Raw genomic sequence first — 23663 nt, forward strand, 5'->3', positions numbered from 1 at the left:
GTTGAGATGAAAAATCGCGGGCGCGGAATATAGCACAAATTTTGACCAATTCCGACGGTAATGGTCGGAATTGAGCAGACGGGTTATTCGTCGTCGTCGAAGTTGTAGCTGCCCGGCGCCAGGTTCTCGAAGCGCGTGTATTTACCGATGAACGCCAGGCGGATAAAGCCGATCGGGCCGTTACGCTGCTTGCCGATAATGATCTCGGCAATGCCTTTGTGCTCGGTCTCGGGGTGATACACCTCGTCGCGGTACACGAACATGATCACGTCAGCATCCTGCTCGATCGCTCCGGATTCCCGTAGGTCGGAGTTCACCGGGCGCTTGTTGGGACGTTGTTCCAGGGAGCGGTTGAGCTGGGACAGGGCGACTACCGGGCAGTTGAATTCCTTGGCCAGGGCCTTGAGCGACCGAGAGATTTCGGAAATTTCGTTGGTGCGGTTATCGCCACTGGAGCCCGGGATCTGCATCAATTGCAGGTAGTCGATCATGATCAGGGCGATGTCACCGTGCTCACGTACCAGGCGGCGCGTACGTGCACGCATCTCGGACGGGCTGATACCGGCGGTGTCATCGATAAACAGCTTGCGGTCGTTGAGCAGGTTGACCGCCGAAGTCAGGCGCGGCCAGTCGTCGTCTTCCAGGCGACCGGCACGCACCTTGGTCTGGTCGATACGGCCGAGGGACGACAGCATACGCATGATCAGCGATTCGCCTGGCATCTCGAGGGAGTACACCAGGACGGTCTTGTCGCTGCGCAACACGGCGTTTTCCACCAGGTTCATCGCAAAGGTGGTCTTACCCATGGATGGACGGCCGGCGACGATGATCAGGTCGGACGGCTGCAGGCCGCTGGTCTTCTCGTCGAGGTCGGTGTAGCCGGTGGAAATACCGGTGATGGCGTTGTCGGTGTTGAACAAGGTGTCGATGCGGTCGATGGCCTTGGTCAACAGGTCGTTGACGCTGACCGGGCCGCCGGTTTTCGGGCGCGCTTCGGCGATCTGGAAGATCTGGCGCTCGGCTTCGTCAAGGATTTCGGCGGCGGTGCGGCCTTCGGGGTTGAAGGCGCTGTCGGCGATTTCGGTGCTGATGCCGATCAACTGGCGCAGGGTGGCGCGCTCGCGAACGATCTGGGCATAGGCCTTGATGTTGGCGACGGACGGCGTGTTTTTTGCCAGCTCACCCAGGTAGCCCAGGCCACCGACCTGGGAGGTCTGGCCTTCCTTGTCCAACTGCTCGGCCAGGGTCACCACGTCGATTGGGGAGTTCTGGTCGGCCAGCTTGGCGATGGCACGGAAGATCAGGCGGTGGTCATGGCGATAGAAATCACCGTCCGAGACTTGATCCAGCACGCGTTCCCAGGCGTTGTTGTCCAGCATCAGGCCACCGAGCACGGCCTGTTCGGCCTCGATGGAATGCGGCGGCACCTTCAGGGCAGCGGTTTGCAGATCGTATTGCTCAGGAGCTGAAATATCGTTCATGGCCACTTGGAATTAGGGGATTGTAGAAAAACAAAAGGCACGACCTGTAAACAGGATCGTGCCCGATGTTAACTGCCCGGCACACGAGGTGCCAGTCAGTTAGGTGCGACTTAAGCTGCTACCACGACAACGCGTACGGTGGCTTCAACTTCGGCGTGCAGGTGCACGGCTACGTCGAATTCGCCTACGTTGCGGATGGTGCCGTTCGGCAGACGAACTTCGCTCTTCTGCACTTCAACGCCGGAGGCGGTCAGTGCATCAGCGATGTCGTGGGTGCCGATCGAACCGAACAGCTTGCCTTCGTCACCGGCGGTGGCAGTGATAGTCACTTCCAGCTCAGCCAGTTGGGCAGCGCGAGTTTCGGCCGAAGCTTTCTTGTCTGCTGCTGCTTTTTCCAGCTCGGCACGACGCTCTTCAAACGCAGCCAGGTTGGCAGCGGTTGCAGCGGTGGCTTTGCCGTATGGCAGCAGGTAGTTACGACCGTAGCCGGCCTTAACGTTCACTTTGTCGCCCAGGTTGCCCAGGTTGGCGACTTTTTCCAGAAGGATCAGTTGCATGTGAAAATCCTCTAACTTTTAACCTTCACCGTTCGCGTTATCGGCGTCTTTCGGCGCAGAACGTCCGCGAAAATCAATCAGGCTGTCGACAATGGCCAAGACCACGAGTAACGGACCGATCAAGTGCATGAGCGGCAGGACGGTGACGTAGATCCCCACCAGCCAGAAACTGGCCAGTCTTTTCTGCGCGACAAGCCCGTGAATCAGGGACAAGCCAGCGAAGAACAGCGGCACACCGCACAACGGCAACAGGATCAAGGTGTGCCACCCGATAAACGGGGCAACGCACATGACGGCCAGCAGTGACAGCGCAACGCGCTTGGGGATCCGGATTGCGCGAAACTCGCTTCCGAAACCGCCGGGGTTATACAACAACGCCTGCCAATAGCGCCCAAGAATCAGGCACAACACACTAAAGACCTGCACCGAAACCGCTGTCGAAATGATCAACATCGGAACTGCCAGTGAAGCGAGTGCTGCTTTCTGGTCTGCCGAGAACTTCTCGTAAGACTCACCCATCACCAGCGGCAAGACGTGTTGAAACGTCTGCGCCAGCGACTCGATGAAGGAACCGAAGACGGTCCCCAGGCTCACCGCACACAACAACCCCACGGCCGTGCTGACCAGCAGCACGCGATTCCAGGAATGCCCGGCGCGCAAAACCAACGCCAGGCTGCAACTCCCCAACAGCACCAGAAGCGCTGTCGGGTCTTGCAGGAAATGCCAGCTCACCAACACTGACAACAACCCCAGACCCAGGACGCTCAAGGCGTCCGAACCGCGCCGCAGGAGCACAAGGCAACCCGCGGCGGCACCCAACCAGAACAACAACGGCAACACTGCACATCCAGCCACTACCAGAGTGGCCTGCACACGACCGCGCATGATGAACTCAGCTAAGGCGCGCATGCATTCAATCCCTTACTACTTGTCGACTGCCCGGTCTCAGCGGCCGTGGCTGTCGGTGTAGGCCAGCAGGGCCAGGAAGCGGGCGCGCTTGATAGCGGTAGCCAGCTGACGCTGATAACGTGCTTTGGTACCGGTGATACGGCTTGGAACGATTTTGCCGGTCTCGGATACGTAGGCTTTCAGAGTGTTGAGATCTTTGTAGTCGATCTCCTTCACTTCTTCAGCGGTGAAGCGGCAAAACTTACGACGACGGAAGAAACGTGCCATTTGATAGGCTCCTTAATAAGGTCCGTGGATTACTCGTCAGCGTTATCGCTGCTGTCGCTGTCATCACTATCAGCGCTATCAGCGCCTTCGTGCTCAGGACGGTCGCGACGCTCACGGCGCTCACTGCGGTTTTCTTCAGCCTTGAGCATCTCGGATTGGCCGGTAACGGCTTCTTCGCGACGGATGACCAGGTTACGGATCACTGCATCGTTGTAGCGGAAGTTGTCTTCCAGCTCGGCCAGGGCCTTGCCAGTGCACTCAACGTTCAGCATCACGTAGTGAGCCTTGTGAACATTGTTGATTGCGTAGGCCAGTTGACGACGACCCCAATCTTCCAGACGGTGGATTTTGCCGCCGTCTTCTTCGATCAGCTTGGTGTAACGCTCAACCATGCCGCCGACTTGCTCGCTTTGATCCGGGTGGACCAAAAAGATGATTTCGTAATGACGCATGAATGCTCCTTACGGGTTGTAGCCTGCCGCTCAAAAACGGTCAGACAAGGAGTGAATGACACTTATGGATCTTGCCGCAGGGAGGCACATCGGTGCCTGCCAGGAAGGCAAGGGGCGCAATTGTAGAGAAGGGGAAGAACGGGCGCAAGGTGATTGGTGATTATTTGAACAATCGCCCAGGCACCACAAAAGCAAATGTGGGAGGGGACAGTCCCCTCCCACATGCTGGTTCTACGCCAGGCTTGGAATTACTTCTTCGCCTTGGCCTTGGCACCACGCTGACGCTGGGCCTCAAACAGGCACACGCCGGTCGCGACCGACACGTTCAGGCTGCTGACGCTACCGGCCATCGGCAGGTGCACCAGATAATCGCAATGTTCACGGGTCAGGCGACGCATGCCCTTGCCTTCGGCCCCCATGATGAGGATGGTCGGACCGGTGAGGTCCTGGTCATAAATGCTGACCTCGGCCTCTCCCGCCGTGCCCACGACCCACAGGCCGCGCTGCTGGAGTTTCTCCAGGGTGCGCGCCAGGTTGGTCACGGCCACCAGCGGAATCACTTCCGCCGCGCCACAGGCGACTTTACGCACCACCGGCGTCAAGGTAGCCGACTTGTCCTTCGGCACAATCACCGCCAACGCACCCGCAGCATCCGCCGAGCGCAGGCACGCGCCGAGGTTGTGCGGGTCGGTCACGCCGTCCAGCACCAGCAGCAGCGGTGCACCTTCGGTACGGTCGAGCAGCTCATCGAGCATCGCTTCGCCCCAGACCTGGCTCGGGCTGACGTCCGCCACCACACCCTGGTGAACGCCTTCGACCCACACGTCCATTTCACGCCGTTCGGCCTGGCCGATGGCGACTTTGTTTTGGCTGGCCAACTCGACCAACGCCTGTACGCGCGGCTCGCTGCGACCTTCGGCCAGCCAGACTTGCTTGACGCGCTTAGGATGGTGACGCAGCAGTGCTTCTACGGCGTGGACGCCGTAGATTTTTTCCAGACTCATGACTTGGCCTTAGGTTTGCGCGACCCGCCGCTTTTCGCGGGGGCCGAACCCGCTTTTGGCGGGCCTTTACGGTGTTTACTGGGCTTGCTCGACGGCTTTTCCGCCCCTTGGGACTTTCCCCCAGACGCCGCTTTACCACCGCTTTTGGCTTCGTTGAGCAACTGCTGCTTCAACTCACGACTTTTGCGCAGTTCGGCGTTTTTCGCCGCCGCGTCGCTTGGGCGGTAGGCCTCGGGGGCTTTGTCCTTGGCTGCTGGACGGCGCCCGGCCTTGGCTGGAGCGGGCTCTGCAACTGCCGCTTTGGCGGGAGTGCCTTTGCCTTTGCTTGCAGGCGAAGTCGTCTCGCTGCCACGCTTTTTACGGCCCGGCGCTTCGGCGGGCTTGTCAGGCATGCCAAAGTCGATCTTGCGCTCGTCGAGATCGACGCGCATGACCTGCACTTCCACGGTATCGCCCAAACGGAAGCTGCGACCGGTACGCTCGCCCGCCAGGCGGTGGTGCACAGGGTCGAAGTGGTAGTAGTCACCCGGCAAGGCGGTGACGTGCACCAGGCCTTCGACGTAGATGTCGGTCAGCTCGACGAACAGGCCAAAGCCGGTCACGGCGGTGATCACGCCTGGGAACGACTCGCCCACGCGGTCCTTCATGAACTCGCACTTGAGCCAGTTCACCACGTCGCGGGTGGCTTCGTCGGCGCGGCGCTCGCTCATGGAGCACTGCTCGCCCAACTGTTCCAGGGCCGCTTCGTCGTACGGGTAGATCCGCGCCTTCGGAATGGTCATGGCACCGGCACGCTTGACGTGCGGGGTGTTCTGCTTGGAATGGATCACGCTGCGGATTGCGCGGTGCGTGAGCAAGTCCGGATAACGGCGAATCGGCGAGGTGAAGTGGGTGTACGCCTCGTAATTCAGGCCGAAGTGGCCCTGGTTGTCGGCGCTGTACACCGCCTGGCTCAGGGAGCGCAGCATCACGGTCTGGATCACGTGGTAATCCGGACGGTCCTTGATGCTGGCCAGCAGTGCCTGGTAGTCCTTCGGCGTCGGGCCGTCCTTGCCTTTGTGCAGGGACAGGCCCAGCTCGCCGAGGAACGCGCGCAGTTTTTCCAGGCGCTCCGGTGGCGGGCCATCGTGTACACGGTAGAGCGCAGGGATTTCGTGCTTTTTCAGGAATTCAGCGGTGGCCACGTTGGCCGCCAGCATGCATTCCTCGATCAGCTTGTGCGCATCGTTACGGGTGGTCGGGGTGATCGCGGCGATCTTGCGCTCGGAACCGAAGACAATCCGGGTTTCCTGGGTTTCAAAATCGATCGCGCCACGCACATGACGGGCACCCAGCAACACTTTGTACAACGCGTACAGCTGCTTGAGGTGCGGCACCACATGCCCGTACTCACCACGCAACGCCTTGGCTTCGCTGGTTTTCGGCTGCTCCAGGATGGTGCTGACCTTGTTGTAGGTCAGGCGTGCCTGGGAGTGGATCACCGCTTCGTAGAACTGGTAATCGGTCATTTCGCCGGTTTTCGAGATAGTCATCTCGCAGACCATGGCCAAACGGTCGACTTTCGGGTTCAGGGAGCACAGGCCGTTGGACAGCTGCTCGGGCAGCATCGGGATCACGCGCTCAGGGAAATACACGGAGTTGCCGCGTACCTGGGCCTCGTTATCCAGGGCCGAACCGATCTTCACATAGCTGGAGACGTCGGCAATCGCGACGAACAACTTCCAGCCACCGGAGAACAGGCGCAGCTTGCCGGGCTTGGCTTCGCAGTAGACCGCATCGTCGAAGTCGCGGGCATCTTCACCGTCAATCGTGACAAACGGCAGATGGCGCAGGTCGATGCGTTTTTCCTTGTCCTTCTCTTCGACTTCCGGCTTGAGCTTGGCGGCTTCCTTGAGCACAGCCTCAGGCCAGACGTGAGGAATGTCGTAGGTGCGCAGCGCGACGTCGATTTCCATGCCCGGCGCCATGTAGTTGCCGACCACTTCAACAATATCGCCCTGGGGCTGGAAGCGCGCAGTCGGCCAGTGGGTGATTTTCACCTCGACGAACTGGCCGACCTTGGCAGCGCCATTGCGGCCCGGGGTGATCAGCACTTCCTGCTGGACCTTCGGGTTATCCGGCACAACAAAGCCGATACCGCCTTCTTCGAAGTAGCGGCCGACGATGGACTCGTGGGCACGGGACACCACTTCGACAATCACGCCTTCACGGCGACCGCGACGGTCCAGGCCGGAAACCCGCGCCAGGGCACGGTCGCCATCGAACACCAGGCGCATCTGCGCCGGGCTCATGAACAGGTCATCACTGCCGTCATCCGGGATCAGGAAGCCGAACCCGTCACGGTGGCCGGCAATGCGGCCGAGGATCAGGTCGAGCTTATCCACGGGTGCGTAGGTGCCACGGCGGGTGTAGATCAGTTGAGCATCGCGCTCCATGGCACGCAGGCGGCGGCGCAGGGCTTCGAGCTGGTCTTCGGTGGTCAGACCGAACTCTTCGACCAGCTGCTCACGGCTAGCAGGCGAACCCCGATCGGCGAGGTGCGCCAGGATCAGTTCGCGGCTAGGAATAGGGTTTTCATATTTTTCCGCTTCACGAGCGGCCTCGGGATCGAGGGACTGCCAATCGGCCATTAGAGATTTTTCACCTTGTCTATATGCGGGTTAGTTTGGCATACGCGTATTGAAACGGGAAATTTCAGGCATCAACAAGCGTTTAAAAGCCTTTTACAGCCCTCGCCGCGCACCTTGCACGACCATTGGCGAAATTTTCCAGGTTTTTTTCATAGCAGGGGTTTACAGTTAAAAAACCGCTCCGTATAGTGCGCGCCATCGACGACGGCAACGTTGTTGATGCTGCCCAGGTGGTGAAATTGGTAGACACGCCAGCTTCAGGTGCTGGTGATCGCAAGGTCGTGGAAGTTCGAGTCTTCTCCTGGGCACCAAATTCAGATCAAACCCGCGAAAGCGGGTTTTTTCGTTTCAGGCTTCTGATTTTTAACGAGAAAATCGATTTATATTTTTCGAATCAGGGGTTTACAGATTAAAAAGCCCGCCGTATAGTTCGCCCCATCAACAGCGGCAACGTTGCTTGATAATGCCCAGGTGGTGAAATTGGTAGACACGCCAGCTTCAGGTGCTGGTGATCGCAAGGTCGTGGAAGTTCGAGTCTTCTCCTGGGCACCAAATTCAGATCAAACCCGCGAAAGCGGGTTTTTTCGTTTCCGGGGCTTGAAAACTCCATCAGCAATTTCCCCCCCTTCGGCGCACTTGAGAAGTTTTATCGTTTATCCTTGCAATGATTTGTTGCACTCAAGTGAGGAAAACCCCGGATGATGATCCGCGATACCCGTCTCAAGACATCCCTTCTGCGTGGCCTGACCATCACTCTGCTCGGCCTGACCCTACTCTCCCCCGCCGCCTACTCCGCCGACAAAGTCTCCCTGACCCTGTACAACGGCCAACACAAAGAAGTCGGCGATGAACTCGCCAAGGCCTTCGAAGCCAGGACCGGTATTCACGTCAACGTACGCAAGGGCAGCAGCAACCAACTGGCCAGCCAAGTCGTGGAGGAAGGCGACCGCTCCCCTGCCGACGTGATCTACACCGAAGAATCGCCGCCATTGAACAAACTTGGCGAGCAAGGCCTGCTGGCCAAGATCGATGCAGGCACGCTCGACGTCCTGCCCAAGGATTACGTGGGTCGTAACGGCGACTGGATGGGCGTGACCGCACGCACCCGCGTCGTAGCCTTCAACCCCAAACTGATTGCCGAGAAAGACCTGCCCAAGTCGGTATTGGATTTCGCCGGCCCCGAGTGGCAAGGCAAGGTCGGCTTCGTACCTACCAGCGGTGCCTTCCAGGAACAGGCCGTGGCGATCATCAAGCTGCACGGCCGTGAAGCCGCCGAAGAATGGCTGACCGGCCTGCGTGCCTTCGGCAAGGTGTACAGCAACAATATGGTCGCCCTGAAGGCCGTGGAAAACGGCGAAGTAGCCACCGTTCTGGTGAACAACTACTACTGGTTTGCCCTGAAGAAAGAAAAAACCAACCTCGATTCCCAACTGCACTACTTCACCGATGGCGATGCCGGCGGCCTGATCACCGTGTCTTCGGCGGCCGCGCTGAAGTCCAGCAAGCATCCCAAAGAAGCCCAGCAACTGCTGGCGTTCATGGCCAGCGAAGAAGGCCAGCGCGTGATTACCACTACCTCGGCCGAGTACCCGCTGCGCAAAGGCATGGAATCCAACCGCGGCCTTAAGCCCTTCAGCGAACTGCAGCCGCCGAAAGTCACGCCTGCCGACCTGGGCAACGCAGAAGAAGCCCTGGACCTGGAACGTGAGGTTGGCTTGAACTGATGAACCCATCGCTACCCACCCCCGCCCTGCGCGGGGGGCTCAGCCCGCGCCGCAAGCGCCCTTCGATCTGGCTACTGCTCCCCGTCCTGCTACTGGTTGGCCTGAGCCTGCTGCCACTGGTGTACGTCGGGCTGAAGGCCTGGCAGGCGGGCTGGGCGCAGGCGGTGCATCTGCTCTGGCGCCCCTATGTGTTCGGGCTGCTGCGCAATACCCTGGCGCTGATGGTCGGCGTGACGGTGGCGTGCGGCGTGATCGGCCTGTCCCTGGCCTGGCTGCTGGAACGCAGCAATCTGCCAGGGCGCCGCCTCTGGGGTGTAGTCCTGTGCCTGCCGTTCGCGGTGCCGGCGTTTGTCAGCAGCTTCACCTGGGTATCCCTGAGCGCCCACTTCGAAGGGCTCGGCGGCGCGATCCTGGTGATGACCCTGTCCAAATACCCGCTGGTGTTTTTGCCAGTGGCCGCAACCTTGCGCAACCTGGACCCTTCCCTTGAAGAATCGGCCCGCACCCTGGGGCTGAATCGCTGGGGCGTATTCCTGCGCATCACCCTGCCCTTGCTGTGGCCGTCGCTGCTGGCCGGGGCACTGCTGATTGCCCTGCATATGCTGGTGGAGTTCGGCGCGCTGTCGATCATCGGCCTGCAAACCTTCACCACCGCGATCTACCAGCAATTCGAACTGGAGTTCAGCAACGCCAATGCCGCGATGCTTTCTGCGGTATTGCTGGTGATGTGCCTGACCCTGCTGTGGCTGGAACTGCGCGTGCGCGGCAAGGGCCGGCACGTGCGCATCGGCCAGGGCGCGGCGCGGCATGGGGAGCAGGTGCGACTGGGCAAGTGGGCGCCACTGGGCCAGGTGTATTGCCTGGCGCTGGCGATCATCGGCAGCGGCATCCCCTTGGGCATGCTCGGCTATTGGCTGGCGGTAGGTTCATCGGCGGCATTTCCAATGGCCGAGATTGGCGAGGCATTGCTGTCCTCCCTGATGCTGTCGCTGGGTGGCGCGGCACTGTGCCTGGCGCTGGCGGTACCGGTGGGGCTGCTGGTGGTGCGCTACAAGGGCCGACTGGCAATCTGGGCCGAGCGCCTGCCGTACCTGCTGCACGCCCTGCCCGGCCTGGTGATTGCACTGACACTGGTGTATTTCGCCCTGCATTACGTGCCGGCGCTGTACCAGACCTCTGCGTTGCTGCTGATCGCCTATGCCTTGTTGTTTCTTCCATTGGCCCAGGCGCCGATCCGCACGGCCTTGAACAAAGCCGCACCGCAACTGGAAGAGGCTGCACGCACGCTGGGGGCATCGTCGTTCAGTGCGTTTTGCCGAGTGACGCTGCCGATTATTTTTCCGGCATTGGGTGCGGCATTTGCGCTGGTGTTCCTGGACGCCATGAAGGAATTGACGGCGACGCTGCTGCTCAGCCCCACCGGGCTGAATACCTTGGCGACTGCCGTGTGGGCGCACACCTCGAATGTGGAGTTTGCGGCGGCGGCGCCTTATGCGGCGCTGTTGATCGTGGTGTCGGGGTTGCCGGTCTATCTGCTGACAACTCGGATGTACTTGAGCCGCTGAGATCGCTATCGGGGGGCAAGCCCCCGATGAGACCTGAACAGACGACGCTAAGCCCGGAACTGCCCCAGACTCGCCTTCAACTGCGCCGCCAACCCATCCAGCACCTTGCCACTGGCGGTAGTCTCCACCACCGCCTGCGCCGCACGCTCGGCCTGGGCATGGATCACCTCGACCCGGCCTCGTACCGCATGGGCGCCCTGGGCCTGATGCTCGGCGGCGCGGGTAGCCAGGCCAATCGCTGCATGCACCTGCTCCACCGAGGCCTGCACCGTCTGCTGCAAGCGCACGCTGTCGCGCAGCACCAGCAAACCTTCGTTGGCCTGGCGCCCGGCCTTGCCGATGGTTTCCACCGCCTCCCGAGCGCCCTGCTGCAACGCGACGATATGGGCCTGGATATCGCCGGTAGAGCTTTGGGTCTTGCTGGCCAACGCACGCACTTCGTCCGCCACCACCGCAAAGCCACGCCCCGTTTCGCCGGCACGCGCTGCTTCGATGGCGGCGTTGAGCGCCAGCAGGTTGGTCTGCTCGGCGATACCATGGATGACCGTCAGCACCACTTCGATCTGCTCGCTTTGCTGGGCCAGGCGCTCGATAACCTGGGACCCGGCCTGGACCTGCCCCGCCAACGCTTCGATCAAACTGCCGACTTCGGCCGACGTGCGCGAGTTCTCGTCCGTCGCCTGACGAATATCCACCACCTGCTGCAACGCCGCCTGCATGGCGTGGCTTTCGGCCTGGGCCTCGTCGGCCATTTGCGACAGCGCGCGCAAACTCTCCGCCACCTCATCACGCTGCAAGCCAGCGGCCGCATCGGCGCCGGCATTGCGCAAGGTCATGGCGCCGATTTCCACGCCGGTACGCTGGGCCACATCGCCCGCCTCGCGCACGATGGGTTGCAACTTATCCACAAAACGATTGACCGCCGAGGCCATGTCGCCGATTTCGTCCTTGCTGTTGATCTGCACGCGCTTGGTGAGGTCGCCCTCGCCTGCTGCCAGGTCATCCATGGCCGCGATAAGCAGTTTCAGGCGATTGACCACACGACGGCCGAGAACCACGGCGATCAGCAGCAATACGCCGAAACCGACCACCGCCAGCCCCATGCCGATGCGCCAACGCAAGGTACCGGCAGCCTCCTGCACGGCGCCAGTGGTGTTGACGGTCATCTGGGTCGCAGTGGCTTGCGCCGACTGCAGGCGAGCGCCCATGGCCGCCGCGCTATCCGCCGCGGCACCTTTGAGGCTGTCGCCGACCAACTGATCACCGCTGGCTATCAGTGCGGCAAAACGCTTGTCCAGCGCTTGCAGATCGGCCTCGACCGACGCGGTCGACACCCCCATGAGCACCTTGCCAATCTCCACGCCGTTAGGACTGATGGACGCCTCGACGTAGAACACCGAAGGATCGTTCTTCGCGGCGTTCAGGACTTTGTCCAGGGCGCGATCGCCCTGGCCTTTTTCCAGCAACGCCTTGTTGATCGGATTTTCGCGATTCAGATAACGAGTCAGGTGCTCACCCGCCGCGTCGTCATAGACCACGAACAGCACGTTGGGATTGCGCTGGGCGCGTCGGGCAAACTCGGACAGCGTTGGCACATCGCTGTCCCACATGGCGCGGGGCGCCACCGAGGCCAGCAGTTGCGCCATATCGTTGGCGGAGTCTTGCAGGTCTTTTTCCAGGGTCGCACGCAACTGTTTCTGCTCTGCCTGCAGGCGCTCGGAAAGCCCGGCGGTCAGACGCTGACGGGTACTGGTGGACAAGCTGTCCAGGCTCGACGTGACTTCCTTGCCGGCCTGGGCCAATTCACCGGACAGCTTCTGGCTGTCGATGCCCAGGCGACTGCCTAAATCGGCCTCCAGCGCCGTGACCGTGCTCCGGGTGAGAGCGACCGCCACCAGCACTTGCACCAAAAGAGCGATACCTAGGGTAACGAACACCGGCCGCAACAGACGGCTTTGTAACAATGAGAGAACGGCAGACATCGGGAATCCCTCCACCACGGGTGCCATTAATTTGATAGCACCGCGAAAGAAAGAAACATAGCAAGGGTCGTGCCGCTTGGCATGCAGATACGACAAAGGGCTCCCGAAGGAGCCCTTTGCTTTTTACATCAATAGCTTATTAAGCGAACGGGTGACGCAGAACGATGGTCTCGTTGCGATCCGGGCCCGTCGAAATAATGTCAATCGGCGCACCGATCAGCTCTTCAACGCGCTTGATGTAGGCACGGGCATTGGCTGGCAACTCTTCCAGGGTCTTGGCACCCACGGTCGACTCGCTCCAGCCCGGCACTTCTTCGTACACAGGCTGCAGGCCCACGTAGCTGTCGGCGTCAACCGGGGCAACGTCCTTGCCTTCGGCATCTTTGTAGCCGACGCAGATGTTGATGGTTTCCAGGCCGTCGAGTACATCCAGCTTGGTGAAGCAGATGCCCGAGATGCTGTTCACATCGATCGCGCGACGCAGGATAACGGCGTCGAACCAGCCACAGCGACGAGCACGGCCGGTGGTCGCGCCGAATTCGTGACCCTGCTTGGCCAGGTGCGCACCGACTTCGTCGAACAGTTCAGTCGGGAACGGGCCCGAACCTACACGGGTGGTGTAGGCCTTGGTGATGCCGAGGATGTAGTCCAGGAACATAGGACCAACGCCCGAACCGGTAGCGACGCCGCCGGCAGTGGTGTTGGAGCTGGTCACGTACGGGTAGGTACCGTGGTCGATGTCCAGCAACGAACCCTGGGCGCCTTCGAACATGATGTCCTTGCCGGCGCGACGCAGGTCGTGCAGCTCGGCGGTCACATCCAGCATCAGCGGCTTGAGCAGCTCAGCGTATTCCTTGCACTCGGCCAGGGTCTTGTCGAATTCGATGGCTGGCTCTTTGTAGTAACCCACCAGCATGAAGTTGTGGTAATCCACCAGTTCACGCAGCTTGTCTTCAAAGCGCGGCATGTTGAGCAGGTCGCCCACACGCAGGCCACGACGCGCGACCTTGTCTTCGTAGGCCGGGCCGATGCCGCGACCGGTGGTGCCGATCTTCAGCTCGCCACGGGCCTTTTCACGGGCCTGGTCCAGCGCAACGTGGAAGGACAGGATCAGCGGGCAGGACGGGCTGATACGCAGGCGCTCGCGCACCGGTACGCCTTTCTCTTCCAGCTTGGTGATCTCACGCAGCAGGGCATCCGGCGCAACCACGACGCCGTTGCCGATCAGGCACTGCACGCCTTCGCGCAGGACGCCCGACGGGATCAGGTGCAAGACGGTTTTTTCGCCGTCGATGACCAGGGTGTGGCCAGCGTTGTGACCGCCTTGGTAGCGCACTACGGCGGCAGCATGTTCGGTCAGCAGATCAACGATCTTGCCTTTGCCCTCATCACCCCATTGGGTGCCCAGGACTACGACATTCTTACCCATAACACTTGTCCTCATTCGCGCAAACTTGGTGCCGGCGATGGCCGGCAGGAAAACTCAAGAAGCCAGTGGCGATACTTGCCAAAGCCCGTTCTGCAGAATCAATTGCCGGTCGCAGTCCGCTTCACGGGCGGCGGCCAATGGCTGCCCAGGCAATGCCTGGACAACACGCTGACCCTCACTGCGCAACTGGCAAACCTGCTGCCAGAGTGCTGCGTCCGTACTGTCGGGCATCCAGATGCCACCAGACGGCAGCTCGACCTCAGCACGCCCCAGGGTCACCAGGGTTTTCAAATCGGTGGAAAAGCCGGTGGCCGGACGCGCACGACCGAAGTCGGCGCCGATGTCGTCGTAACGACCACCTTGGGCGATGGCCTGGCCAACACCCGGCACAAACACCGCGAACACCACACCGGTGTGGTAGTGGTAGCCGCGCAGCTCGCCCAAATCAAAATACAGCGGCAACTGCGGGAACCGCGCCGACAACCGCTCAGCAATCGCCAGCAGGTCATCCAGTGCAGCCAATACCGGCGCCGGCGCCTTGGCCAGGCGTTCACGTGCAGCCACCAGCACTTCACGGCCGCCACACAGGTTGACCAGTGCACGCAGCATCTCGGCCAGATCCGCAGGCACGCCAGCGGTCAGGGCGATGACTTCATCGATCGCCTTGCGCTGCAGGGCATCGAACAGCTGTTGCTCGGCTTCACCGGACAAACCGGCCGCACGGGCCAGGCCACGGTAGATACCCACGTGACCGAGGTCCATGTGGACATCTGGCACATCAGCCAGTTGCAGCATGGCCAGCATCAGGCTGATCACTTCAACGTCGCTGCTCGGGCTGGCATCACCGTACAACTCCGCGCCCAACTGGATCGGGCTGCGGGAGGACGACAAGGCACGCGGTTGAGCGTGCAGCACGCTGCCGGCGTAGCACAGGCGGCTCGGGCCTTCGCGGCGCAGGGTGTGCGCATCGATGCGTGCCACTTGCGGCGTGATGTCGGCACGGAACCCCATTTGCCGGCCCGATTGCGGGTCGATGACCTTGAAGGTGCGCAGATCCAGGTCCTGGCCCGCGCCGGTCAGCAGGGATTCCAGGTACTCGATATGGGGGGTCACGACAAACTCGTAACCCCAGCTCTGGAACAGATCCAACACCTGGCGACGCGCTACTTCAATGCGCGCAGCTTCTGGTGGCAGTACTTCTTCGATGCCATCTGGCAGCAGCCAGCGGTCTACCGTTGCCATTACGCCATTCCCCTATGATCCGGGCGGCCAGCCCTCGGCCGAGCCTTGAGTGAAGCAGAAAATACCCGCCCCCTGCATAAACCACGCGCAAGAGCGACATGACGAACGACCTGTTAACGGCCTCGTCGGGCACTTTCCTCGAAAAACCTGTCACGCCTGCCGAATCAAACATGCAGACGCAAAAAAGCCGGGAATTTCCCGGCTGCCGCATCATACACCCGTTTTCTGAAAGGATCACCCCGCCAGGCGTTTTAGCCGCCCGACGGAGTGCGCCCTACAAAATCACGGGCTGGTTACTTGGACTTTTCCAGGTAGCGGAAGAAGTCGCTGCTTGGGTCCAGCACCATGACGTCGGTTTTGTTCGCGAAGCTTTCACGGTAGGCACGCAGGCTACGGTAGAACGCGTAGAACTCCTGGTCCTGGCCGTAAGCCTTGGCGTAGATCGCCGCGGCTTGAGCATCACCATCACCACGGGCCTCTTCAGACTCGCGATAGGCTTCTGCCAGCAGTACACGGCGCTGACGGTCGGCATCCGCACGGATACCTTCAGCCAGCTCGTTACCCTTGGCACGGTGCTCACGGGCCTCACGCTCACGCTCGGTGCTCATGCGCTCGAACACGCTGCGGTTCACTTCCTTCGGCAAATCGATGGCCTTGACCCGAACATCGACAACTTCGATCCCCAGCTCTTTTTCCGCCATCGTGTTCAACGAACGGGTGATATCCGCCATCAGCGCATCGCGTTCACCGGACACCACCTCGTGCAGGGTGCGCTTACCAAACTGGTCACGCAGGCCCGACTCCAGACGGCGCGACAAACGCTCGTCGGCAATCTGCTTGAGGCCGGAGGTCGCAGTGTAGAAGCGCTCGGCGTCCTTGACGCGCCACTTGGCGTAGGCGTCAACCATCACGGCTTTCTTTTCCAGGGTCAGGAAGCGCTGTGTCGGTGCATCCAGGGTCATCAGGCGCGCGTCGAACTTGCGCACCTGGTTGACGTAGGGGACTTTCACATGCAGGCCCGGCTGGACATCCGCCTGGACCACGCGACCGAATTGCAGCAGCACCGCACGCTCGGTCTGAGCCACGATGTAGAAGCAGTTCCAGGCAGCGATGACCACGACGACGCCCACAATCAGGGCGGTCAGCGATTTATTGCTCATCAACGACTCTCCCTGGTACGTGTTTGCTGTTGCAGCAAGTCAGCGGCCGCACGGGCGCTCGCTTCATTGGCAGCGGCATTGGAACCGGTGGACGGTGCACTGGAGCTGCTGCGACCACCTTCGATCATCTTGTCCAGCGGCAGGTACAGCAGGTTGTTCTGCCCACCCTTGCTGCCGGTCACGAGGACCTTGCTGGTGTTGCTGAAGACTTCCTGCATGGTGTCCAGGTACAGACGCTCACGCGTCACTTCAGGCGCCTTGCGGTACTCGGCGACCAGCTTGGTAAAGCGATCCGCTTCACCTTTGGCGCGGGAGACCACTTCATCACGGTAACCGTTGGCATCCTCGAGGATACGCTGGGCCTGGCCACGGGCTTCCGGCACGACGCCGTTGGCGTAGGTCTCAGCCTGGTTGCGCGAACGCTGCTCGTCTTCACGGGCGCGGATCACGTCGTCGAAGGCTTCCTGCACTTCACGCGGTGCCGCTGCGCTCTGTACGTTCACCTGGGTGACGGTGATACCGGTGCGATAGGTATCGAGGAACCGTTGCAGGCGCTCCTTGATTTCGCTGGCCATCAGTTCACGGCCTTCGGTCAGCACCTGGTCCATGGCGGTGGAACCCACCACGTGGCGCAGGGCGCTTTCGGTTGCGTGTTGCAGGCTGATTTCCGGCTGATCGACGTTCAGCACGAAGTCCTGCAGGTTGCTGATCTTGTACTGCACGGTCAGCGGCACTTCGACGATGTTCTCGTCTTCGGTCAGCATCTGGCCCTGCTTGGTGTAGGCACGCTCACGCGTGACGTTCTCCATGTACTTCTTGTCGATCGGCGGGAAATAGATATTCAGGCCAGGACCGACAGTCTCGTAGTACTTGCCGAAGCGCAGCACCACGGCTTGCTCCTGCTCGTCCACGACGTATACGGCGCTGTACAGCCATACGGCCGCCAGCACGACAAGACCCAGGCCCAGCAGGCCGTAGCCGCCGCCCTTGCCGGTGCGACCACCTTCATCACCACCCCGTTTTTTTCCACCACCGAACAACCCATTCAGGCTTTCCTGCAGCTTTCGGAAGGCCTCGTCGAGATCTGGTGGCCCCTTGCGGTCGCCATTATTGCGGCGCTTACCACCCCAAGGATCCTGATTATTCGAGTTGCCACCCGGCTCATTCCAAGCCATAGCGCTCTCCATCTGATAAAGCAAAGACGCACCCACGGCGCGCCGACCAATGCTACAGAATGCCTGCTACTGCGGCACAACCGCTTTCGGAGGCTTTTATTGCAAAGTGTGTTGTTCGATGAACTCTGTCGGTACTACGCCTTCACGGCTGACCAGCCGATTGAGCTCCGAGCGCGGCAATCGAACGGCCAGCAAGCTGACACCTTCTTCGTCGTGTTCTTCTTTCTGTACCGCGCCCAGCTCGAAAAACTGTGCACGCAGTCGAGCAAAACGCTGAGGCAAGCGCAAGGTGCCGACGAACAAATCGCTGCCGAGCAATTCGGCAATGGCTTGTTCAAGCAGCTCCAAACCACTGCCATCGCGCGCCGACAGCCAGACCCGCTGGGGCTTGCCGTTCTCGTCGCGCTGGATTTGTGGCTCGACGCCTTCAAGCAAATCGAGTTTGTTATAGACCTCGAGGATCGGCAAGTCCTGGGCACCAATCTCGCCCAGCACGACCATCACCTGTTCAATCTGCAACATGCGATCCGGTTCGGCCGCATCGATCACGTGCAACAGCAGGTCGGAATTGCTCGACTCCTCGAGCGTAGACCGAAATGCCTCGACCAGCTTGTGGGGCAGGTGCCGAATGAAACCCACGGTATCGGCCAGGACAATCGGCCCCAGGTCGTCGATATCCAGACGGCGCAAGGTCGGGTCGAGGGTCGCGAACAGTTGGTCAGCCGCGTACACGTCCGATTTGGTCACGTTGTTGAACAGCGTGGACTTGCCGGCGTTGGTGTAGCCCACCAGCGATACGGTAGGGATATCGGCACGCGAACGGCCACGTCGCGATTGCTCGCGCTGGCTGCGCACCTTCTCCAGTCGGCCCTTGATCTGACGCAGGCGAACCCGCAGCAGGCGCCGGTCGGTTTCCAACTGGGTTTCACCCGGGCCCCGCATGCCGATACCGCCACCCTGACGCTCAAGGTGAGTCCAACCGCGAACCAGCCGGGTGCTCATGTGGTCAAGCTGGGCCAGTTCGACCTGGAGCTTGCCCTCATGGGTACGGGCGCGTTGGGCGAAAATATCGAGAATCAGGCCGGTGCGGTCGATCACGCGACACTCGAATACACGTTCGAGGTTACGTTCCTGACTGGGCGTGAGGGTGTGATTGAAGATCACCAGATCGGCTTCTTCGGCATGGACCAGGTCGCGCAGTTCCTCGACCTTGCCGCTGCCAATCAGGAATTTGGCGGTTGGCCGATGACGCGGCACGTTAAAAAACGCAACGGTCTCGGCGCCGGCCGAATTTGCCAGCTCCTGAAACTCCTGCGGATCTTCGCGCGCCTCAGGGTCCTGTCCATCCAAGTGAACGAGGATGACTCGCTCACCACCACCGTGGCGCTCAAAGAACAAAGGAGACTCCTATCAGGCGTTACCTGGCTCAGCGTCAGCTGCATCATCACCGGCGGCGCTAGGCAGACGGATTGGACGAACTGGAACCACTGTCGAGATAGCGTGCTTGTAGACCATCTGGCTGACGGTGTTTTTCAGCAGGATCACGAACTGGTCGAACGACTCGATCGTGCCTTGCAGCTTGATACCGTTGACCAGGTAGATGGAAACCCCCACTTTCTCTTTACGTAAAGTATTCAAGTAAGGGTCTTGTAGCGAATGCCCTTTTGACATGTGCCGCACTCCTTTAAGGATCAATAATAAAAAATCGGAAAATAGATAGCTTATGGCCGTCACACCCCCAAGGATAGACGGCAATTGCAAGGACTCAGCTCAATATGGAGACCGTTCCCAAGTATTTCAAGGCGCGTGACAGATTGTCGCTGTCCAGGCTGTCCAACCAGTGCAAATCGCTCCAGCTGCGCAGCCAGGTGAACTGGCGCTTCGCTAATTGGCGCGTGGCAATGATGCCGCGCTCCTGCATTTCGGCTGACGTCAGCTTGCCATCCAGATGATCCCAGACTTGGCGGTAGCCTACAGCACGTATCGAAGGTAACCCTGGATGCAGGTCACCTCTTGAACGCAGTGCTACGACCTCGTCCACAAACCCCTGTTCCAACATAATTGTGAATCTTTGTGCAATTCGTTCATGCAGCACCTGGCGATTTGCCGGAGCGATGGCCAGATTCGCCACAGTATAGGGCAATTGTGACTGTCCAGATGCGCCTGCATCAGCACTTTGCGCAGTTTGTTTCAGCCGCAGTTCAGTCATGGTCTGCCCGCTGACCCGCCAGACTTCCAGGGCGCGGCTGAGGCGCTGGGGATCATTGGGGTGAATGCGCGCGGCAGATACCGGGTCAACCGCTGCCAACTGGTCGTGCAGGGCTTGCCAGCCAAGGCGCGCAGCCTCTTCTTCGAGTTCGGCGCGCACCTGGGCATCGGCGGGTGGCATGTCGGCCAGCCCTTCCTGCAAAGCCTTGTAGTAGAGCATCGTGCCGCCCACCAGCAAGGGGATGTTGCCCCGCGCGGTGATTTGCGCCATGGCGGCCAGGGCGTCGGTGCGGAAATCCGCTGCGGAATAGCTCTCGGCCGGGTCGATGATATCGATCAACCGATGCGGATACTGCGCCAGCAGCGCTTTGGAAGGCTTGGCGGTGCCGATGTCCATGTCCCGGTAAACCAGGGCAGAGTCGACACTGATCAGCTCGCACGGCAGCACTTTGGTGAGCTCGATGGCCAGGTCGGTCTTGCCGGCGGCCGTGGGGCCCATCAGGAAGATCGCGGGGGGCAAGGCACTCATCAACGGCCGCGCAAGAACAGTTTGTCCAGATCATCCAGGCCCATCTGGGTCCAGGTCGGACGGCCATGGTTGCACTGGCCGCTGCGTTCGGTGTTTTCCATGTCGCGCAGCAGGCCGTTCATTTCCGGCAGGGCCAGGCGGCGATTGGCGCGGATGGCACCGTGGCAGGCCATGGTGCCGAGCAGTTCGTTGATGTGTGCCTGGATACGGTCACTGGTGCCGTACTCCATCAGGTCAGCCAATACATCGGCCACCAGCCGGTTGGCCTCGGCCTGCTTGAGCAGCGCGGGAATCTGGCGGATCGCCAGGGTTTCCGGGCCCAGGCGCTGCAACTCGAAGCCCAGTTTCTGGAACACACCGTGATGCTCTTCGGCGCAATCGGCCTCACGCTGGCTGACGGCCAGGGATTCCGGCACCAGCAACGGCTGGCCACTCAGGCCTTCGCTGGCCATGGCGATCTTCAGGCGCTCGTACATGATCCGCTCGTGGGCGGCGTGCATGTCCACCAGCACCAGGCCATGGGCATTTTCCGCGAGGATGTAGATGCCCTTGAGCTGCGCCAACGCGTAGCCCAGGGGTGGAATATCACCGCCACCTTCCGGCAAGGCCACGGCGCCCGGCTCGGCACCTGGCAGCGGCGCAAAGAACTCACGATAGGCAGCCTGCGCTTCGGCGACCGGCACGGCCGATTGCGGACGCGGTGTGTATTGGTACTGATAACCCGCCCCCGAGCCCGAACCCGGCGCCGTGTAGCTCGGCTGGGGTTGCGGCGATTGCAGCAGGTTTGCCGCCAGGCTCATTTCGCCCTGAGGGCCAAACTCGCCCGCTTCGGGGCCGCTCGGCCGCACCACCGCCGTCACGATGGGCGCAGACAACTGGTCATCCGGGCGCACATCGCCCAGGGCACGGTGCAAGGTGCCATAGAGGAAGTCATGCACCATGCGCCCGTCACGGAAGCGTACTTCGTGCTTGGTCGGGTGCACGTTGACGTCCACTACCGAAGGGTCGACCTCGAAAAACAGCACAAAGGTCGGATGCCGACCGTTGAACAACACATCGCGATAAGCCTGGCGCACCGCGTGGGCCACCAGTTTGTCGCGTACCGCCCGGCCATTCACAAAGAAATACTGCAAGTCCGCCTGGCTGCGGGAGAAGGTCGGCAAGCCCACCCAACCCCACAGGCGCAGGCCGTTGCGTTCGATTTCAATCGGCAGCGCCTGCTCCAGGAACCCCGCACCGCACACTGCCGCGACACGGCGAGCACGCGCGGCGTCGTCGTTGGCTTCGTGCAGGCTGAGGATGGTCTTGCCGTTGTGGCGCAGGTGAAACGCCACATCGAAACGCGCCAGGGCCAGGCGCTTGATGACTTCTTGCAGGTGATCGAATTCGGTTTTTTCGGCCTTGAGGAATTTGCGCCGCGCCGGGGTGTTGAAGAACAGGTCGCGCACTTCCACCGAGGTGCCCACCGGGTGTGCAGCCGGCTGGACCCGAGGCGCCATGTCGCGGCCTTCGGTTTCCACCTGCCAGGCCTGCTCGGCATCACGGGTGCGCGACGTCAGGGTCAGGCGCGCCACGGAGCTGATGGAAGCCAATGCCTCACCGCGAAAGCCCAGGCTCATCACCCGCTCCAGGTCTTCCAGGTCGCGAATCTTGCTGGTGGCGTGACGGGCCAGGGCCAGCGGCAGGTCATCGGAGGAGATCCCACTGCCATCGTCGCGGACGCGCAGCAGCTTGACGCCGCCCTGCTCCACATCGACATCGATGCGTCGGGCGCCGGAGTCGATGCTGTTCTCCAGCAACTCCTTGATCACCGAGGCCGGCCGTTCAACGACCTCGCCCGCCGCAATCTGGTTGGCGAGGCGCGGGCTGAGCAATTCAATGCGCGACCCGCTGTTCAAGACTGATTCGCTCATTACTGCGCCGCCAATTCAGTGCCGGGGATGGTCAATACCTGACCGATTTTCAACTCATCGCTCTTCAGGTTGTTGGCGCTGCGCAGGGACGCGGCCGAGACCTGGAAACGCACGGCCAGCATGGCCACGGTGTCGCCGGGCTGCACGCGATGGTCGCGCGGGCCCTGGGCGATTTTGCCGGAGTCGCGCAGCCAGGCAATGTAGGTGCCCGGCGGCGGGTTCTGCTGGAAGAACTGGCGCACGCCAGCACTGATGGAGCGTGCCAAGGCCTGCTGGTGGCTGGCACTGGCCAGCTTCGAGGCTTCGTTGGCATTGGAGATAAACCCGGTTTCCACCAGGATCGATGGGATGTCCGGCGACTTCAACACCATGAACCCGGCCTGTTCCACACGCTGCTTATGCAACGAGGTCACCCGACCGATGTTGCTCAACACCTTCTGGCCGACGTTCAAGCTGGAGGTCAGCGAGGCCGTCATCGACAGGTCAAGCAGTACCCCGGCGAGCATCTTGTCCTTGTCATCGAGGGACACGTTACCGGCCCCGCCGATCAAGTCGGAACGGTTTTCACTGTCGGCCAGCCAGCGCGCGGTCTCGGACGTGGCGCCGCGATCCGACAGGGCAAACACCGAGGCACCGAAGGCCGCCGTCGAAGGCGCGGCGTCCGCATGGATCGAGACGAACAGGTCGGCGCCCTTCTTACGGGCGATTTCGGTACGGCCGCGCAACGGAATGAAGTAGTCGCCGGTACGGGTCAGTTCGGCGCGGTAGCCTTTCATGCCGTTGACCTGGCGCTGCAGCTCACGGGCGATGGCCAGCACCACGTCTTTCTCATGCTGGCCGCGCGAGCCGGACGCGCCCGGGTCTTCACCGCCGTGGCCGGCATCGATCACCACGATAATGTCGCGCTTGCCGGCCGGCGCTGGCGGCGGCGGTGGCAGCTTGACCTGGGGTTGGGACGGGTTGACCGGTACGGCCGGCACTGTCGCCACGGCCGGGGTTGGCGCCGGCGGCGGCGCGGCATCGGCGGCGTTGTCGAACAGATCGACCACCAGCCGGTTGCCGTATTGGGCGTTTGGCGCCAGGGAGAAGCTTTTCGGGGTCACGACCTTTTTCAGGTCGATCACCACCCGCAGGTCGGTCGGCGTGCGCTGCGCCGAGCGCATGGCGGTAATCGGCGTGTTGGCGGTGGACACGTTCAACGGCGCGGCCAGGGTCGCACCATTGATGTCGATCACCAGGCGATCGGGCGCCGTGAGGGTAAAGACACTGTGCTGGACCGGGCCAGACAGGTCGAACACCAGTCGCGTGTTATCCGGCGCTCGCCACAGGCGAACACTCTTCACCTGTGAAGCAGCCAGAGCATTGACAGTCATTGCCGCAAGCAACACCCCTACGACAGCAACCAACGCGCGAAAGCGCATACCTAACCCCACCAA

Annotated in this window: 19 protein-coding genes and 2 tRNA genes; 4 read left to right on the forward strand and 17 right to left on the reverse strand. The window is 61.2% G+C overall.

What is annotated here, in order from left to right; genetic code table 11:
- Positions 1-83: 83 nt before the first annotated feature.
- From dnaB to rnr, 7 genes are all read right to left on the reverse strand, one after another.
- Positions 84-1481: a replicative DNA helicase gene (dnaB, locus tag C8K58_RS09115; RefSeq protein WP_017526410.1), complete on the reverse strand. Its 1398-nt coding sequence runs from the start codon at positions 1479-1481 to the stop codon at positions 84-86.
- A 110-nt stretch (positions 1482-1591) separates the two neighbouring features.
- Positions 1592-2038, reverse strand: a complete 447-nt coding sequence (gene rplI / locus C8K58_RS09120; RefSeq protein WP_003171376.1) for a 50S ribosomal protein L9 — start codon at positions 2036-2038, stop codon at positions 1592-1594.
- A gap of 18 nt (positions 2039-2056) precedes the next feature.
- Complete coding sequence (locus tag C8K58_RS09125) at positions 2057-2947, reverse strand: hypothetical protein (protein ID WP_065925619.1); 891 nt, start codon at positions 2945-2947, stop codon at positions 2057-2059.
- A gap of 36 nt (positions 2948-2983) precedes the next feature.
- Positions 2984-3214: a 30S ribosomal protein S18 gene (gene rpsR, locus C8K58_RS09130; protein WP_003171373.1), complete on the reverse strand. Its 231-nt coding sequence runs from the start codon at positions 3212-3214 to the stop codon at positions 2984-2986.
- A gap of 29 nt (positions 3215-3243) precedes the next feature.
- Positions 3244-3666, reverse strand: coding sequence for a 30S ribosomal protein S6 (gene rpsF / locus C8K58_RS09135; protein ID WP_003171371.1), 423 nt, complete (start codon positions 3664-3666; stop codon positions 3244-3246).
- Positions 3667-3914: 248 nt separating this feature from the next.
- Positions 3915-4670 (reverse strand): 23S rRNA (guanosine(2251)-2'-O)-methyltransferase RlmB, encoded by a 756-nt coding sequence (gene rlmB / locus C8K58_RS09140; protein WP_027607688.1) that lies wholly within the window; start codon positions 4668-4670, stop codon positions 3915-3917.
- Positions 4667-7300, reverse strand: coding sequence for a ribonuclease R (gene rnr, locus C8K58_RS09145; protein ID WP_027607687.1), 2634 nt, complete (start codon positions 7298-7300; stop codon positions 4667-4669). Before rnr ends, rlmB begins: the two co-directional genes overlap by 4 nt.
- Positions 7301-7524: 224 nt before the next feature.
- Here rnr and C8K58_RS09150 point away from each other — a divergent pair.
- The 4 genes from C8K58_RS09150 to C8K58_RS09165 all read left to right on the forward strand — a co-directional run bounded on the left by C8K58_RS09150 (position 7525) and on the right by C8K58_RS09165 (position 10589).
- Positions 7525-7611 (forward strand) — tRNA-Leu (locus C8K58_RS09150).
- A gap of 154 nt (positions 7612-7765) precedes the next feature.
- A tRNA-Leu gene (locus tag C8K58_RS09155) sits at positions 7766-7852 on the forward strand.
- A gap of 146 nt (positions 7853-7998) precedes the next feature.
- Positions 7999-9024, forward strand: a complete 1026-nt coding sequence (locus tag C8K58_RS09160) for an iron ABC transporter substrate-binding protein (RefSeq protein WP_065925621.1) — start codon at positions 7999-8001, stop codon at positions 9022-9024.
- The gene (locus C8K58_RS09165) at positions 9024-10589 is read left to right on the forward strand and encodes an iron ABC transporter permease (RefSeq protein ID WP_092359357.1); all 1566 of its coding nucleotides are present in this window, start codon (positions 9024-9026) and stop codon (positions 10587-10589) included. The genes C8K58_RS09160 and C8K58_RS09165 overlap by 1 nt, the downstream gene beginning before the upstream one ends.
- A gap of 47 nt (positions 10590-10636) precedes the next feature.
- Here C8K58_RS09165 and C8K58_RS09170 read toward each other — a convergent pair whose 3' ends face one another.
- The 10 genes from C8K58_RS09170 to C8K58_RS09215 form a co-directional block, all read right to left on the reverse strand.
- Positions 10637-12571, reverse strand: coding sequence for a methyl-accepting chemotaxis protein (locus C8K58_RS09170; RefSeq protein ID WP_027604895.1), 1935 nt, complete (start codon positions 12569-12571; stop codon positions 10637-10639).
- A 139-nt stretch (positions 12572-12710) separates the two neighbouring features.
- Positions 12711-14000 (reverse strand): adenylosuccinate synthase, encoded by a 1290-nt coding sequence (locus C8K58_RS09175; protein ID WP_027604896.1) that lies wholly within the window; start codon positions 13998-14000, stop codon positions 12711-12713.
- Positions 14001-14054: 54 nt separating this feature from the next.
- Positions 14055-15242 (reverse strand): ATP phosphoribosyltransferase regulatory subunit, encoded by a 1188-nt coding sequence (locus C8K58_RS09180; RefSeq protein WP_092359361.1) that lies wholly within the window; start codon positions 15240-15242, stop codon positions 14055-14057.
- Positions 15243-15535: 293 nt separating this feature from the next.
- Entirely contained in the window at positions 15536-16402 is an 867-nt protein-coding gene (gene hflC / locus C8K58_RS09185) for a protease modulator HflC (RefSeq protein WP_010213607.1), read from the reverse strand.
- Entirely contained in the window at positions 16402-17577 is a 1176-nt protein-coding gene (gene hflK / locus C8K58_RS09190) for an FtsH protease activity modulator HflK (RefSeq protein WP_092359364.1), read from the reverse strand. The genes hflC and hflK overlap by 1 nt, the downstream gene beginning before the upstream one ends.
- Before the next feature lie 96 nt (positions 17578-17673).
- Positions 17674-18975: a ribosome rescue GTPase HflX gene (hflX, locus tag C8K58_RS09195; protein ID WP_027604899.1), complete on the reverse strand. Its 1302-nt coding sequence runs from the start codon at positions 18973-18975 to the stop codon at positions 17674-17676.
- 12 nt (positions 18976-18987) lie between these two features.
- Complete coding sequence (hfq, locus tag C8K58_RS09200) at positions 18988-19248, reverse strand: RNA chaperone Hfq (protein WP_003171355.1); 261 nt, start codon at positions 19246-19248, stop codon at positions 18988-18990.
- A 94-nt stretch (positions 19249-19342) separates the two neighbouring features.
- A complete protein-coding gene (gene miaA / locus C8K58_RS09205; RefSeq protein WP_108573628.1) occupies positions 19343-20314 on the reverse strand; it encodes a tRNA (adenosine(37)-N6)-dimethylallyltransferase MiaA in 972 nt (323 codons plus the stop codon).
- Positions 20314-22227 (reverse strand): DNA mismatch repair endonuclease MutL, encoded by a 1914-nt coding sequence (mutL, locus tag C8K58_RS09210; protein ID WP_092489327.1) that lies wholly within the window; start codon positions 22225-22227, stop codon positions 20314-20316. Before mutL ends, miaA begins: the two co-directional genes overlap by 1 nt.
- Positions 22227-23648 carry an N-acetylmuramoyl-L-alanine amidase gene (locus tag C8K58_RS09215; RefSeq protein ID WP_027604902.1) on the reverse strand — a complete coding sequence of 474 codons (1422 nt, stop codon included), beginning with the start codon at positions 23646-23648 and terminating at the stop codon, positions 22227-22229. Before C8K58_RS09215 ends, mutL begins: the two co-directional genes overlap by 1 nt.
- Between the last annotated feature and the right edge of the window lie 15 nt (positions 23649-23663).

Origin of the sequence: Pseudomonas sp. GV047 (genome assembly GCF_003058245.1) — a bacterium.
Lineage (GTDB): Bacteria > Pseudomonadota > Gammaproteobacteria > Pseudomonadales > Pseudomonadaceae > Aquipseudomonas > Aquipseudomonas marginalis.

Bases quoted from the DNA above. Each gene is read 5' to 3' on its own strand.
- C8K58_RS09180 (WP_092359361.1), bottom strand. From the start codon at position 15,242: ATGGCAACGGTAGACCGCTGGCTGCTGCCAGATGGCATCGAAGAAGTA.
- miaA (WP_108573628.1), bottom strand. From the start codon at position 20,314: ATGAGTGCCTTGCCCCCCGCGATCTTCCTGATGGGCCCCACGGCCGCC.
- hfq (WP_003171355.1), bottom strand. From the start codon at position 19,248: ATGTCAAAAGGGCATTCGCTACAAGACCCTTACTTGAATACTTTACGT.
- rplI (WP_003171376.1), bottom strand. From the start codon at position 2,038: ATGCAACTGATCCTTCTGGAAAAAGTCGCCAACCTGGGCAACCTGGGC.
- rnr (WP_027607687.1), bottom strand. From the start codon at position 7,300: ATGGCCGATTGGCAGTCCCTCGATCCCGAGGCCGCTCGTGAAGCGGAA.
- hflK (WP_092359364.1), bottom strand. From the start codon at position 17,577: ATGGCTTGGAATGAGCCGGGTGGCAACTCGAATAATCAGGATCCTTGG.
- C8K58_RS09170 (WP_027604895.1), bottom strand. From the start codon at position 12,571: ATGTCTGCCGTTCTCTCATTGTTACAAAGCCGTCTGTTGCGGCCGGTG.
- C8K58_RS09160 (WP_065925621.1), top strand. From the start codon at position 7,999: ATGATGATCCGCGATACCCGTCTCAAGACATCCCTTCTGCGTGGCCTG.
- mutL (WP_092489327.1), bottom strand. From the start codon at position 22,227: ATGAGCGAATCAGTCTTGAACAGCGGGTCGCGCATTGAATTGCTCAGC.
- dnaB (WP_017526410.1), bottom strand. From the start codon at position 1,481: ATGAACGATATTTCAGCTCCTGAGCAATACGATCTGCAAACCGCTGCC.
- C8K58_RS09175 (WP_027604896.1), bottom strand. From the start codon at position 14,000: ATGGGTAAGAATGTCGTAGTCCTGGGCACCCAATGGGGTGATGAGGGC.
- C8K58_RS09165 (WP_092359357.1), top strand. From the start codon at position 9,024: ATGAACCCATCGCTACCCACCCCCGCCCTGCGCGGGGGGCTCAGCCCG.
- rlmB (WP_027607688.1), bottom strand. From the start codon at position 4,670: ATGAGTCTGGAAAAAATCTACGGCGTCCACGCCGTAGAAGCACTGCTG.
- C8K58_RS09125 (WP_065925619.1), bottom strand. From the start codon at position 2,947: ATGCGCGCCTTAGCTGAGTTCATCATGCGCGGTCGTGTGCAGGCCACT.
- hflC (WP_010213607.1), bottom strand. From the start codon at position 16,402: ATGAGCAATAAATCGCTGACCGCCCTGATTGTGGGCGTCGTCGTGGTC.
- C8K58_RS09215 (WP_027604902.1), bottom strand. From the start codon at position 23,648: ATGCGCTTTCGCGCGTTGGTTGCTGTCGTAGGGGTGTTGCTTGCGGCA.
- rpsF (WP_003171371.1), bottom strand. From the start codon at position 3,666: ATGCGTCATTACGAAATCATCTTTTTGGTCCACCCGGATCAAAGCGAG.
- rpsR (WP_003171373.1), bottom strand. From the start codon at position 3,214: ATGGCACGTTTCTTCCGTCGTCGTAAGTTTTGCCGCTTCACCGCTGAA.